The organism is Arthrobacter sp. CAL618 (genome assembly GCF_000468215.1).
In the GTDB taxonomy this organism is placed as follows: Bacteria; Actinomycetota; Actinomycetes; order Actinomycetales; family Micrococcaceae; genus Arthrobacter_D.
On sequence record NZ_ASZW01000163.1, the window covers coordinates 1 to 13949 of the forward strand.

Here is a 13949-nt window from a genome sequence, read left to right on the forward strand (position 1 = left end):
GCGTTCGGCGTTAAAGGGTCCCTGCTCTGGGGTCTGCTGGCGGACTAGTTGTTGTAGTAGTCCCGCAGGGTGGCCGTCTGCTCGTCGGTCAGCTCCGAGTCGGCACTCAGGTCAGGCGCATCGGTGATTTTGTCTTTGGTGTAGGCGACGTGCAGGTCGCCGCCGTCGAGCCGCGCGCCGTCGAACGGGATGAAATGCTCGCGGGTGTTGAACAGTCCCAGGCCTACGGTGACAAAGGCCGGCTCGCCGGTCCGGGCATCGAGGTGCACCTGGGACACCTCGCCCAGCTTCTCGCCGTCGGCATCCCAGGCGGTGGCTTCCTGCAGGTCGTGAATGTCGGGCTGTGCCATGGTGCATCTCCATCCTTGGTGAAACTAAGTGTGCTGATCCCATTTCAACCCACCCCGGCCCATAGAGCAACCGGTGATGCGGCAAAGGCGCCCCGCTACGTGAACTCCTCACGCGGCGAAACGCCTCTGCCGAACTTCTGGAGCCGGTTTAGCCCTCGGCCTGCTGCGCCGCCTCGTCCAGCATGGGGAGGAAAGTATCCAGCGCCCAGGGGAGGCTCAACGGGGTGGCAGCCGAGATCGACAGCGTGAGGGTGTTGTCCGGGTCGGCAACCAGAGCGCCCGACTCGACGGCGGGGATCTGGCTCAGCAGCGGATCTTCGGCAATCGCCTCGACTGTGGCTTCGTCGGGAACCCAGGTGACGAAGATGTCCGATTCGAGCTCGTTTGCGCGTTCGGCGGACCAGGGGATAAAGAATTCCTCTGAACCCTCGGTGTTCTCGGTGACGACGTCGGCCTGGACCATGCCGATCGACTCAAGGAACCGCGGTCGGTTGTCGTTTGCGGTGTAGATGCTGACGCCTTCAGCACTGGCTGGGTCGAGGTTTCCGTAGATGAAAGTTTTGTCCACAATTGCCGGATAGTCGGCAGCAGCGGTGGCCACTGTCTCTTCGGTTTCGGTGATGAGCTCTTCGGCTTCGTCAGCCAGACCGAGTGCGTCACCGATGATGCGAGTCGATTCCTGCCACGGGGTGCCATAGGCGACCTCGGGGTAGGCAACCACTGGAGCGATCTCGCTCAGGGTGTCGTAATCTTCCTGGGTCAGCCCCGAGTAGGCGGCCAGAATGACATCGGGGTTTGTGGCTGCGACCTCATCGAACGCGTAGCCATCAGCTTCCGAGTACTGCACCGGTGCGTTCTCTGTGCCGATCGCCGCGCCAAGCTCTTCCAGCTTGGCGTCCTTCCACGGGGTGGAGGCGTTGTCGTTTCCGCCATACTCGTCGCTCTGCATGCCGACGGGGACGACGCCGAGGGCCAGCACGACGTCCGCGTTGACCCAGTCAACCGTGGCCACCCGTTCGGGCAGCTCTTCGATGACCGTCTCGCCGAACGCGTGCTCGATGGTGACGGGGAACTGGTCGGCAGCACCGGCCGCGACGGGAGCATCGGAGCCCGAGCNNNNGGCGGGACCTGTACTGCAAGCGGATAGGGCAAGGATGGTGGCGGCGGCCGTAGCGGCGGCTGCGAAACCGCGCAGGCGGGTGGGGGCCATGGGGGCTCCTCGACTTTCGGGAAACTGTGATTCGCGGCCGTTCGGACGCAACAAAGTAAGGCTAGCCTATCCTTGGACCTATTACGAAATGTTTATGTTGCGTAATAGGCCGAGGTCTCCGCCCGCCCCGGTCTCAGCCGGGAATAACAGGATCGCTGGTGCCGGCCTCAGTAGCGCGGTAGATGAACCAGGCCACTGCCCCGAAGAGCGGGACGACGACAGCGAGTGCAATCCAAAGGGCCTTCGCCGTCGAGCTCAAACCAGCACTACGCGCCACCGAGATGATTGCCGCAATAGCGAGAATCATCACGCCAACCCACACCAAACCAACCCACACCATCAACGTTGATACACCGGTCATCGTCTAATCCCCCTTTGGAACTCACCGACGCCGAGCGTCAATGGAGCCGTCGTCCTCCTTGGTGTCCCCCACCCTATCGAAGCCTCCCCTAGACAGGCACGGCAATTCCGGCCAGGTATTCGACCAGGGCGTCCGGCGCAGAGCGGGGCGCATGAGCCTCGACAACCGCGTTGTAGTTCGTGTTGGTGTTCACGTCGTAGGTCAGGATGCGGCCGTCAGCGGTCTCAATGAACTCGATTCCGCACACCTCGATGTTGTTCCTCCGGGTGAACTCGAGGTACTTCCCGATGATCGGGTGGTCGAAGCCCTCGCGGAGGCTGAACAGTTGCTGGCCTTCCTCAGGTGCGATGGTGGCGCCGGGCGGCATAATGGGCTTGCCGGTGACGGGGTCAATGGCGCAGGCGTCGGCCGGGCAGAGCTGGAAGCCACCTCGCGCGGTGTCTGCCTGGATGGCGTAGATGAATTCGCCGCCCACAATCTCAACCCGGGTGATGATGGGTTCGGCTGCCTGGATAAACTTCTGGATCAGTGTGATGCCGTCCTGTGGTTCTTCGAATTCGGGCGACTCCACGTATTCGGCCAGTTCCTCGTGGCTTTCGAACTTGCGGACACCCAGGCCTTTGCCACCCTGGTTGTGCTTGGTGATGAAGGGGGCGGGGAAGCCCGCCGCCGCGTCGAGGATCCGGTGCTTGCCGATGGCCGCCACCGTGCGTGGCGTGTCGATGCCAGCCGCCTTCAGGGCGGTCAATTGGTCGACCTTGCTCATCTCTAGCTCGAGGATTCGCCGACCGTTGACCGTGCGGCGCCCGTGGGCCTCCAGCCAGGAGAGCACCGCGCGGGCGTAGTCCTTGGACAGGTGGTGGTCACGGGTGTGCGAGGAGGCACTGATCCGCGACCAGAAGATACCCTCTGGTGGCTCCTGGTCGAGGTCGAGGACACCGTCGGTGAGGAGCCACTCCTCCACCTCGATGCCCCTGGCCTCGAAGGCCTTGGCGAACGGTGGAAACCAGTCGGGGTTTTCATGCAGGGCAAAAATCTTGGTCACGACGTACCTCCAGCTTGGGTTCTCTGGGCATAACGGCGCTGTCAGGGGACCTATTCCTGCAACTTTGTGCGATGCAGGGGCCTGCGGGGACTTTAGCCCCTAGCAGCCGCAGGCCCGTACCGGTTTCATGAGTACTACGCGAGAGATGCGGTATCAAAGGGCAGGGGCGCTACACCGATGAAGACCCACACACCGTCGCCGATGGCCAGCGCCACGGTGGCGACCAAATCGGTAGCGACGAACACTGGCGCCACGCGGGAAAGCCCGCGGGAACGCTCGATGGCCGCGCACCCTTCCGCCTCGCACCTGAAACTCAGGATCCTGGTGACCACCGACGCCGACCTGGATAGCGTGCACATCCATGTCCACGGGTGCGTCTCACCGGTAAGCATTCACGGCCTCGACCTCCTGGTGCGACGAGCCAGTGCGCTGTCCCCTGACACCAGCGTCATCCTGGATCTGAGCGAAGCCCAGGCCTGGGATTCACTGCGGGCGGACCTGCAGGGACCCTCGATCCTTGCCAGGCTGCAGCCCACCCTGTCGGCGCCGGGCAGACTGCGGCTGCGGGTCATCCCTCCCCCGGACTAGCGCCTTAGCCGCGGGCGGCGGTGGTGGACATGGCTGGTGCTCCCCTGACGTGCGTCGCGCAGGTTTCGTTGAGGAGGGTTCGCTCTGCCCGGCGGCGCAGTCGAATAGCGGATCAGCGCTCAGTCGAAGTAGGACGGAACGTCGATGGGCCCGCCCTGCTCCTCGAACTCCAGGCGCACCTGCCGCTGGAGCACTGGGTCCATCAGGTAATCCAGGGCTGTCAGCGCAAGACCAGCAGCGCCGTCGTACGCTCCCTGCACGGCCGCCTCGGACGCAGCAGCGGCAGCGAAGTCGGTGGTGTGCAGGGCGGTGCTCTGGTCGGCGATTTTGATGAGCGGGTGGATGCCCGGGATGCGGTAGCTGACGTTGCCGAAGTCGGTGGACGCCGCGAGGGTGTCGGAGACGACGCCAGCGGGGAGCGGGTTGCGTCCGCGCCGCTGCTGGGATTCCACCCAGCGCCCGGTGAGCGCATCGTTGGTCCGGATCGGGAGCGACGGCGGGTGCTGGTCCCAGTCAAGTTCCACTGTGGTGCCGGTCATGAGCGCCGCGCCGCGGGCGATGTCCTCCAGACGTTTGCTGAGGTCCTTGAGCGTGTCCGGGTACCTGGAGCGGGCGTAGAGCTTCATGACCGCCCGATCCGGGATGATGTTGGGGCTGCGTCCACCCTCGGTGATGTTGCTGTGGACCCGGTCAGACGGCGGCAGCTGCTGACGGAGCAAGCCAATCCCCTGGTAGGTGAGGCTGGCGGCGTCGAGCGCGTTGCGGCCCATGAACGGCTGCGCGGAGGCGTGGGCCGCGATGCCGGTGAACGTGATGGTGAGCAGCCGGCGCCCCAGCCAGACCTGGTCCGCGAGGTCGTAGCCGTAGGGGTGCACCATGATGGCGGCGTCGACGCCGTCGAACGCCCCATTGCGGGCCAGGAGCTCCTTGCCGGAGTGCCCTTCCTCGGCGGGGGTGCCGAGGAAGACGACCGTGCCGTTGAGCCGGTCCTTGATCCCGGCGAGCGCAAGGAAGGCGCCCACTCCGGTCGCGGCGATGACGTTGTGGCCGCAGGCGTGGCCGATCCCCGGGAGCGCGTCATACTCACTGAGCACCGCAATGGTTGGCCCATCACCAGCGCCGCGGATTTCGGCCCTGACGGCGGTGTCCACGCCGTGGGCCCCCAGTTCGGCGGCGACCCCGTGTTCGGCGAGAATGTCGGCGATCAACCGGGCACTGGCATGTTCCTCAAAGGCGGTTTCCGGGTGAGCGTGGAGGGTGTGCACTATCCGCCGCAGGTCGTCGTGGAGGGCTTCGACATTACTGTCGACGGCGGCGCGGAGGTCCTCCGCTGCGCCGTCGAACTGTGACTCAGGCGGCACTGCGGTCAGCAGCCGGCGCTGGGTCTCGGAGTCGAGTTGATTGAGGTACGCCGGGTCAGGCGAGGCTGGTTCGGTCATCCTGGTAGCTTAGGCAACTCTTTGCCGGCGTGGCAGCCCGGCAATGCGATTCCGGGTCATGAGGCGCGGCCTGGCGGGGCAGTACGGGTCAGGACGCAACAAATTCACCGGGCAGAAACACCCCCGCAACACCTTGGGCGAACAATAAAACCATCGGTCGGACCTGCCTGCCCCGGCCACAGAACCAAGGAGTCATTATGTCCCTGCTTACCGCCACCGCCATCACCCAAATCCATGACCTCGGTATGCTGCGCCGAGGGGACGAAATCGAGGCGCATCGCAACCGTGAGGTCCACTACAGCGGCTATGTGGAAGACACCGCGCCGGGCCTGGGCATCGTCTGGATCCGCGACGTGTCCGACGGCCGCCGCGCCATCCTGCATGCGGACGAATACGCCATCTGGCAGATCAGCGCAGACTAGCGAGTCCTTCCTGATCATTACGTCTCCAGATCCGGTCCGACGTCGGCAATCCTGCCGGCGGGAGCCAGGGGTGCGTTAGCCATCGACTAACGGCGTCGCTAGGGTTGATGGCTGACCTAGCCCTGCCGGCCGCCCACCAGGCTGCTCAGCACGGCCCGCACCGAAGGACGGAGCCACCAGTGACTGTCGAAAACCAACCACCCCATAGCGGGTTCGACGCTCCGGAGACTGATACTCCGGAAGGCAAGAAGACAATCCGCCGGGCCATTGGCGCATCGGCAGTAGGCAACGCCACCGAGTGGTACGACTACGGGGTGTACGCGGTGGTCCTGACCTACATCACCGCGAACTTTTTCCCCGGCGGCGCCGAATGGGCGCTCGCCACCTTCGCCATTTCCTTCCTGGCCCGTCCGTTCGGCGGCTTAATCTGGGGGCCTCTGGGCGACCGGCTGGGACGCAAGGCCGTCCTGTCCCTCACCATCATCCTGATGGCGGGCGCGACCTTCTCCATTGGCCTGCTGCCCACGTTCGATCAGATCGGTTACTGGGCGCCGGCCCTCCTGGTGGCGCTGCGGATCCTGCAGGGCTTCTCGACCGGCGGTGAATACGGCGGAGCTGCGACCTTCATGGCAGAGTATTCGCCAGACAAGAAACGTGGCTTCCTGGGCAGTTTCCTCGAGTTCGGCACCATCTTCGGGTTTGCACTCGGCACCGCAATCACCCTGTTCCTGCAGATCCTCCTCGGCGCTGAAGCGATGACCGACTGGGGCTGGCGGATCCCCTTCCTCATCGCGGGGCCGATGGGCCTGGTCGGGTGGTACCTGCGGTCCAAACTTGAAGACACACCGGTTTTCCGTGAACTTGAAAACAACTCGGGCACCGAAGACAGCGGACCCACCACGTTGAAGCACCTGGCCAGCAAGTACTGGCGTCCAGTGCTCACGATGGCTGGCCTGGTGATCGCGCTCAACGTCGCCAACTACACCTTGCTCAGCTACATGCCCACCTACCTGCAGACGCAGATTGGCCTGTCCGACGACGGCTCCCTCACCCTGATCCTGATCGGTCAGGTGGTGATGATGATCCTGATCCCATTTGCCGGCGCACTCTCGGACCGGGTGGGTCGAAAACCGCTGTGGTGGGCCTCCCTGGTAGGACTCTTCGTCGCGGCCCTGCCGATGTACATGCTGATCGGCACCGGGTTCACCGGGGCATTGATCGGATTCGCCGTCCTGGGCATCCTCTACGTCCTGCAACTCGCAACCATCTCGGCGACCTTCCCGGCAATGTTCCCCGCCCATGTGCGGTTCGCCGGGTTCGCGGTGACGTACAACCTCGCGACGGCGCTGTTCGGCGGGACTGCGCCGCTGGCCAACGAAGCGCTGATCGAGGCGACCGGCAACCTGCTGGTTCCGGCCTTCTACCTGATGGGCGCTTGCCTGATCGGCATGATTGCCATGCCGTTTGTCAGGGAGACAGCCGGCGAATCCATCAGGGGCACCGATATGCCGGGTGACCCCACGGCTGCCGAACTGGCCACCACCCGCAGCTGACCCGACCAGGTAACCACTGAGGGCGCCCGGGCTAAGTATCAACTAGCCCCGCCCTACGCACGGAGGGCGGCACCACGATCATCGCGATGCCGCCCTCCGTGCGTAGGGTCCGGGTGGTGTTGCCAGTCTAGCGAGTGGGTTCGCGGTCGACCGCTTCCCCGTGGGCCAAGTGGGCCCGGCGAATGAGGTCCATGAATTCGGTCTCATTCCGGATGAGGCGTTTGTACTTCTCGGGGAGCTGGCGGAGCATTTCTTCCTCTTCGACCATGCGGTTGAAGATCTTCTCACGCTCGTTGATGTCGGTCTCGTACTCCAGGTCCATGTACTCGGTAGCATGGCGCTTGGCCCCGGAGACAGCATTCTTCGCTTTACCCTTGGGGCTGAAGACCGAAGCCAGCACGGTGACGATAAGCACTCCGAGAATGACTGACAGGGACAACCCGGTTGAGATCTCGACCACCGGGACGGGCTCGCCCTCGTTGATGAAGCCCAGGTTATTCTCGTGCAGCGCATGGAGGATCAGCTTCACGCCAATGAAGCCGAGGATGATCGCGAGGCCGTAGGACAGGTAGATGAGACGGTCCAGCAGGCCATCGATCAGGAAGTACAGCTGACGCAGTCCCATCAGCGAGAACGCCGTGGCGGTGAAGACAATGAACACGTTCTGGGTCAGGCCGAAAATCGCGGGGATGGAGTCCAGCGCGAACAGGATGTCAGTGCCACCAATGGCTATCATCACCAGCAGCATCGGCGTGAGAACGCGTTTGCCATTCTCGATGGTGAACAGTTTGTCGCCGTCGTAGTGATCGGTGGCCGGCAGGAAACGCTTGGCCAGACGCACCACGATCATGTCGCCGTGATCTTCGCCGGACGTCGGCTTGAGCAGGTTGCCGGCGGTGAGGATCAACACCAGTCCGAAGATGTAGAAGATCCAGGCGAACTGGTTGATCAGTGCGGCGCCCAGGAAGATGAACCCAGTGCGGGCGATCAACGCGAAAATGATGCCAAAGAGCAATACCTTCTGCTGGTCGGCGCGTGGCACCTTGAAGCTGGCCATGATGATGAGGAACACAAACAGGTTATCGACCGACAGTGCTTTTTCAGTGACATAGCCGGCAAAATACTCGGTCCCCATGGTGGCGCCCCCGAAGACCAGCACGGCGAGCCCGAAGAGGATTGCGAGCCCCACATAGATCGAGGACCACACCGCAGCCTCCTTCAAGGTCGGGGTGTGCGCCTTACGGACGTGGAAGAAGAAGTCGAAGAGCAGTAGCCCCACAATTCCGGCGATCGTTAATGCCCAAACAATTGGGGATACTTCCATGCGGTTTGTTCTCCTCAGACGGGTGGCGTAGCACTCACGGTAGTTTGCGCAGGGAGTGGACGGCAAGACGGTCCCAGGCCGTACATTGAACTCATGAGTCCCTCCACGATGCGTAGCGCGGTGCTTCACAAGACCGGCGCGGCCCGCCCCTACGCCGACAGTGCTCCACTCCGGCTTGAAAAACTCGCCGTTCCCTCGCCCCGGCCGGGCGAGCTCCGCGTAAGGATCGAGCGGGCAAGCCTCTGCCATTCGGACCTCTCGGTGATCGACGGTTCACGGGTGCGTCCACTGCCGATGGCGCTGGGGCATGAGGCGACCGGCGTCGTCGACCTGGTCGGCCCGGATGTCACCGACATCACAGCGGGTGACCGGGTGGTTCTGGTGTTTGTACCCAGCTGCGGGTCCTGCCGCGCGTGCGACGCCGGCCGCCCCGCCCTCTGCCACCGTGCGGCTGAGGTCAACGGCAGTGGGGATCTACTGCACGGCCCGGCCCTGTTGCGCACCGCCGATGGCGACAGGATCAACCACCATCTGGGCGTCTCTGCGTTTTCCGGGTATGCGGTGGTGGCCCGCGAGTCGGTGGTGGTGATTGACGACGACGTCCCCTTCGATGTCGCTGCCATGTTCGGTTGCGCGGCGCTCACCGGGATCGGGGCGGTATTGAACACGGCGCAGGTCAGTGAGGGGCAGTCGGTCATTGTGTTCGGGCTCGGCGCGGTGGGCTTGATGGCGGTGATGGCAGCCGCTCAGGTCACGGGTACCACGGTGATTGCCATCGACCCCCTGCCAGCGAAACGTGACCTTGCACTACGATGCGGTGCGACGTCGGTTGGTGCCCCCGACGCAGCGGAATCCCTGGTGCAGGCACTGGGCAGTGACGGGGTGGATGTGGCGATTGAAGCGGTCGGCAGTGCACGCGTGATGGAGGCGTGCCTGGGGTTGCTGACCCGCGGCGGTGCGCTGGTTTCGGTGGGGCTGCCGCACCCTGATCAGACCCTCACCACGCAGGCGCTGCAGTTTGCCGGTGCGGGTAAACGCCTGCTCGGCTCCTACATGGGGGACTCGGTGCCCGCCCGGGACATCCCCGCATATCTGGCGCTCTGGCGTGAGGGGAAGCTGCCCGTTGAGCTGCTCCACACCGACACACGGGACCTCGGCGACCTCAACGAAAGCCTCGACGCCCTGGCCGAGGGCCGTGTCGTGCGGCGGATCTTCACGCTCCGCTAGCGGCGGTTTGGGCAGTTTTTCGCCGGACCGGTGCGGCTAACGCCGGTGCTTCAAAACCCGATCAACGCTGAACATCGTGGTGGTGCCGCTGACTTCGTTGCCGACGGCGAGCAACGGCTTCCCGGTGGGTGAATCCTTCGCCGAGATGAAGACCAGGCCCTCGGGGCCCAGATCCCCGGCCGCGCCCAGCGTGGACGGATCATCTTCGACTGACGCTGAGAAGTCGCGGTTGTTCACGTAGGTGACGAACGTCGAGTGCACGGGCGAGGTGATGTCGTAGACCATGACGCCGCCCACCCGTTCGAGCCCCACGAAGGCATAAGTCCGCCCATCCACCTCGCCTAGGGTGACGCCCTCGGGCTCGGGGCCCTTGTCGTCACTGCGACCCTCGAAATTGCTTTCACTGTGGTTCGAGTTGAAGAATTCGGGGACGGCTTCGGCGGTGATCCGTTCGAAATCGGCCGCCGTGTCGAAGACCTTGGTCCCCTTGTCGGTCCAGATGGACATCGACCGGGTGCCGTAAGTGAACAGTTCTTCGTAGCAGGCTCCGTCAGCCGAGAGTCCGTCGGCAAGCGTGATTTTCAGGCGACCAAGATTCTCGTCCTGCTGCAGCTGCTCGACGGTCATTTTGCTGCCGTCAGCGTTGCGCTTCATCGTGTCGAAATCCTCACAGATCGGCGGGAGCCCGTCGCCCAGATCCTTGACCCTCGCTTCCTCGGAGTAGCCTTCCCAGTCGCGGGCGTCACCCTCATTGGCGGAGACGAGGTACGTTTTGCCCTTCGCGGTGTAGGAGGCGATGGCGTCCGGCTGGTGGAAGCCCTTCACCGGCCAGTTCGCAATATTGATGGCGTCGTCCCGGTCCGAGACATCCATCGGCGTCGTGAGGCGGTCGACTGTCCCAAGCGGAATTATCCTGGTGACCTTTGCCGACTTCAGGTTGACCTCGGCAACCGCGTTGGCCTCCTGCAGCGAGACGTACGCGGTCCTGCCGTCCTTCGCTACGGTCACGTACTCGGGTTCGAGATTCTCGGAGACCGGGTACCTCGGTTGCACTCCGGTGGCGTCTTCGCGCCCGCCGTTGATCCTGACGCCGTCGGGCAGGTTCTTCTCAAAGGACCGGAAGCCGGCGGTCTTGACATCCTGCTGTCGGGGAACCTCGATCCGGTTGTGCTTCAGCTTCACTATCGAAACCGACCCCTCGGGATCCACCGAATAGTCCTCGGCCGGCTCGGCCTCATTGGCGACGACGGCCTGATCGCCCCGGGGAGTAAAGGTCACCATGTCGGGGAGGGCGCCAACGCGGACAGCGCCGAGGGTTTCGCCGTCGCCGTTCGCATCGAAGAAGACCAGCCAACCCTGATCGGTTTTGGTGGGTGCTTCCACAGCCAGCGCTCCGAGGCCATCCGCTCTGACGGCCACCGAATTCACGACTGCGCCGGCAGGGATCCGCGACCCGTCGCCCGACCTGACGCCTTCAGTCACGAGGTTGAACAACTTGGTTGGCTGGTTCGGGTCCTTGACGTCGAGTACCTCGACCAGCGCCTCGGCGGCGTTCACCACGAGGAGACGCTGGGCGCCCGGGTAGTGGGTGACGATTTCGGCTGCGCTGGCGTCGAAAATCCCGGTCTCGTAGGTGCCGATCGGGTTCAGCGAGAGTGCAGCGCGATCGGCTGAGTACCTGACCGGGTCCGCTACCACGTTGGCGGTAGCCGGAGCGGCGAGGCCGAGGGTGCAGGCGATGGCTGTTGCGGCGATCAAAGTCCGCGGGCTGTGCTTTTTCACTTTGGACGTCTCTCGATAGATGCGGCGGGGCAGAGTCGGGACCGCTGGGCCACCTCAGGGGTCCGGTGCGATGGCCCGATGGCTGAACGCAAATCACTCTAGGTGCCCCGACTCCCCCGGTTCGGAAACCGCAGGTTAACGGCTGAGGAACGTTTGGTGGAGTGGATTTGGTGCGGCAGGAGGCACCTCTTTGAGTGACCGTGGCGCAGATACGGCCCTCAGGGTCGGGGCGGCGCGAAAAAGCGCACTCGCCAGCGCGGACGGGGGCACCCACCAGTAGGATGTGCACCATGACTGAACTGCCTGTTGCCCTGATCACCGGCGCCTCGCGCGGCATCGGCCTTGCCATCGCCCGCGAGCTCGCCCCCACCCACCACCTGCTCCTGGGTGGCCGTGACGCCGAGGCGTTGAAGGACCTCGCCAGCGAGTTCCCCTCCGCCGGGCCCTTCGCGGCCGAACTGACCGAACTCACGCCCGACGTCGTGCACGGCATCTCCCGCCTCGACGTGCTGGTGCACTCGGCGGGAGTGCTGCAGATGGGCCAGGTGGCAGACCTTACCCCCGAACAATGGCGGAAAAGTTTCGAGGTCAACGTGTTCGCCGTAGCGAACCTGACCCGGCTGCTGCTGCCAGCGCTGCGAGCCGCCAAGGGCCAGGTCATTGCCATCAACTCGGGCTCAGGGTACGCCTCCGGCGACGGGTCTGCGCTTTACAGCGGCACGAAGTTCGCACTGCGGGCCTTCACCGATGCCCTGCGGCAGGAGGAACGCGCAAACGGCGTCCGGGTCAGCTCCATCCACCCAGGCCGGGTGGCCACCGACATGCAGCAGGAGTTGCACGACTTTGAGGGCAAGCCCTACCGGCCCGAGGAATGGATCCAGCCTGACCAGGTCGCCAAAGCGGTCCGCCTGGCAGTGGACGCTTCACGGGATTCGGTCATCGAGTCGCTGAACATCCGGCCATCCGGAATGGTCTGACCCGACACCTTCCAACGGTGCCTTCTAGGGGTTTGAGGCGGGGTTAGCCTCGCCGGATCACCCGCGGCTTACCGAACTGCGTCTGGACACCCGGCGAGTACAGCACCGATTCGGGTGGCCCCGTCACCTCGATTCCGGCGGCGCTGACCAACCCATCGTCGAGGTACTCGACTGTTGCGGGATGCAGCGGCCAGGGCGCGTGGGTGTTCGGGATGAACAGCGTGCGCCCGGCAAGTTCGGAGTGCAGGCCAAAGCGCGCGGTGAGGTTGATGGTCAACGGGTCGGTCGCGACCACCGAGCGGTTGGGTCGGACAGCGAACGACGACGTCGCCCCGCCCCTGAACCGCTGCACCGTATACCCTGCGAGACCCGGGTCGGGCACCGGCGCGCACCGGGACCACACGTAGGGGATTCCTGCCGCCCGCGCCACGAGGACCACGGCCAACCGTGACGCATCAAGGGTCAGGAACACCACCCCGCGGGTTCCCTCCGAATCCCGCGAATACAGCCGGACGTTGATCTCGCTGAAGGACCCGAAATAAGGGATGGGCATCCCCGAACCGATCCCGGCCCCGACCATCCGGAACCCGATCAACCCCACCCAGGCGTCGCCGTCGTACACATCCGGTTCAGTACCGGGCGGCATGAATTGTGCGGCCGTCGCCACCGGGATCCGCCAGTGCAGGAAGACCGCATCCATCCATGCCTGGTCCATGATCGGCAGGCTAAGGAGGGGCGGCGCTGCCGGCCAGACGACTGAGTCAGACATTGGTGGTCACCTGTGTTCTCGTTGGTTTCATTCGATTATCGATTTGCAGAACTGAAAAGCCAAAGCCCACGAACATGGCACCAATAAACACGCAGTTGATCAGGACCTCGAGCGGATCGATGAGCCTCAGATCCACAAACGGGTACGGGTACCAGGTAACCGCTGCGCCACGAATCAGCGTGTACACCAGCCATGTTGCCGGGAAGATCAGGGACAGCCACACCGTTTGGATGGTGAAACGCGGCCGGGGGCCAAACAGCAGCCACCCCAGCACCGTGAGAATCGGCACCACATAATGCAGGAGCGTGTCCGACAGCCTGCCCAGACCCACCAGAGCCTGCACCTCGGGGAGGCTCCGCAGCAGTGTGAAGGCGATGAGCCCGGTCACCGAGATATTGACGACGGCGTTCAACCGCAGCACCCGCCACAGGGTGGACTGCCTGCCCTCCGGGTTGCGGGCGAGGTCCAGGTTGATCATCAGAACCAGGATGTTGCTGAGGATGGTGAAGTAGCTGAAGAAGTTCCACCACGACATCGCGGGACCCAGCAGGGAGTATTTTTCCCCATTGATCAGTGCGATGACCTGGGCTCCGAGGCCCACAATCCCAATCAGGGCGACGACGCCGTGCCAGCCTCTTGCAGCAATCCTCATAGTTTCCTCCGACAGTGAATAACAATGCCCTCCTGATCGTATGCCTAGTAGGCTGTGCCAGTGAATGACGAGACCCTTTGGGCTACAGAAAACCGTGAACACCCGGGGCACTCCGCCCGCTACATCAAACGGTTCGAGGCGATGCGTGAAGAGGGCCGTGACCTGCACGGTGAGGCGCGGCTGCTGGACGCGATGGCCGGACGAAGGAGCCAGATCCTCGACGCCGGCTGCGGCACCGGCCGGGTCGGCG

General features: G+C 64.1%; 14 protein-coding genes. 5 read left to right on the forward strand and 9 right to left on the reverse strand.

The window, feature by feature from the left end; genetic code table 11:
- Positions 1-44: 44 nt before the first annotated feature.
- The 4 genes from K728_RS0110005 to K728_RS0110020 form a co-directional block, all read right to left on the reverse strand.
- Entirely contained in the window at positions 45-350 is a 306-nt protein-coding gene (locus K728_RS0110005) for a PRC-barrel domain-containing protein (RefSeq protein ID WP_024476589.1), read from the reverse strand.
- Between the two features lie 148 nt (positions 351-498).
- Complete coding sequence (locus tag K728_RS0110010) at positions 499-1560, reverse strand: ABC transporter substrate-binding protein (RefSeq protein ID WP_024476590.1); 1062 nt, start codon at positions 1558-1560, stop codon at positions 499-501.
- A 133-nt stretch (positions 1561-1693) separates the two neighbouring features.
- Positions 1694-1921, reverse strand: a complete 228-nt coding sequence (locus tag K728_RS0110015) for a PLDc N-terminal domain-containing protein (RefSeq protein ID WP_024476591.1) — start codon at positions 1919-1921, stop codon at positions 1694-1696.
- An 88-nt stretch (positions 1922-2009) separates the two neighbouring features.
- Positions 2010-2966 carry an ATP-grasp domain-containing protein gene (locus tag K728_RS0110020; protein WP_024476592.1) on the reverse strand — a complete coding sequence of 319 codons (957 nt, stop codon included), beginning with the start codon at positions 2964-2966 and terminating at the stop codon, positions 2010-2012.
- 177 nt (positions 2967-3143) lie between these two features.
- Between K728_RS0110020 and K728_RS0110025 the strand changes: the two genes are divergently transcribed.
- Entirely contained in the window at positions 3144-3554 is a 411-nt protein-coding gene (locus K728_RS0110025) for a hypothetical protein (protein ID WP_156911266.1), read from the forward strand.
- Between the two features lie 119 nt (positions 3555-3673).
- Here the strand turns inward: K728_RS0110025 and K728_RS0110030 are convergent, their stop codons facing one another.
- Positions 3674-4993: a M20 family metallopeptidase gene (locus K728_RS0110030; protein WP_024476594.1), complete on the reverse strand. Its 1320-nt coding sequence runs from the start codon at positions 4991-4993 to the stop codon at positions 3674-3676.
- Between the two features lie 197 nt (positions 4994-5190).
- Here K728_RS0110030 and K728_RS0110035 point away from each other — a divergent pair, with 197 nt between their 5' ends.
- Entirely contained in the window at positions 5191-5415 is a 225-nt protein-coding gene (locus K728_RS0110035; RefSeq protein WP_024476595.1) for a hypothetical protein, read from the forward strand.
- 179 nt (positions 5416-5594) lie between these two features.
- Positions 5595-6968, forward strand: coding sequence for an MFS transporter (locus tag K728_RS0110040; RefSeq protein WP_024476596.1), 1374 nt, complete (start codon positions 5595-5597; stop codon positions 6966-6968).
- Positions 6969-7095: 127 nt separating this feature from the next.
- Here the strand turns inward: K728_RS0110040 and K728_RS0110045 are convergent, their stop codons facing one another.
- Entirely contained in the window at positions 7096-8292 is a 1197-nt protein-coding gene (locus K728_RS0110045) for a TerC family protein (protein WP_019484236.1), read from the reverse strand.
- A 108-nt stretch (positions 8293-8400) separates the two neighbouring features.
- Here K728_RS0110045 and K728_RS0110050 point away from each other — a divergent pair, with 108 nt between their 5' ends.
- Positions 8401-9519, forward strand: a complete 1119-nt coding sequence (locus K728_RS0110050; RefSeq protein WP_024476597.1) for a zinc-binding dehydrogenase — start codon at positions 8401-8403, stop codon at positions 9517-9519.
- A gap of 36 nt (positions 9520-9555) precedes the next feature.
- Here K728_RS0110050 and K728_RS0110055 read toward each other — a convergent pair whose 3' ends face one another.
- A complete protein-coding gene (locus K728_RS0110055; RefSeq protein ID WP_035747774.1) occupies positions 9556-11301 on the reverse strand; it encodes a choice-of-anchor I family protein in 1746 nt (581 codons plus the stop codon).
- Between the two features lie 290 nt (positions 11302-11591).
- Here K728_RS0110055 and K728_RS0110060 point away from each other — a divergent pair, with 290 nt between their 5' ends.
- Positions 11592-12278: an SDR family oxidoreductase gene (locus tag K728_RS0110060; protein ID WP_024476599.1), complete on the forward strand. Its 687-nt coding sequence runs from the start codon at positions 11592-11594 to the stop codon at positions 12276-12278.
- Between the two features lie 43 nt (positions 12279-12321).
- Here the strand turns inward: K728_RS0110060 and K728_RS0110065 are convergent, their stop codons facing one another.
- A complete protein-coding gene (locus K728_RS0110065) occupies positions 12322-13047 on the reverse strand; it encodes a YqjF family protein (RefSeq protein ID WP_024476600.1) in 726 nt (241 codons plus the stop codon).
- Complete coding sequence (locus K728_RS0110070) at positions 13040-13699, reverse strand: Pr6Pr family membrane protein (protein ID WP_024476601.1); 660 nt, start codon at positions 13697-13699, stop codon at positions 13040-13042. The genes K728_RS0110065 and K728_RS0110070 overlap by 8 nt, the downstream gene beginning before the upstream one ends.
- Positions 13700-13949: the final 250 nt, after the last annotated feature.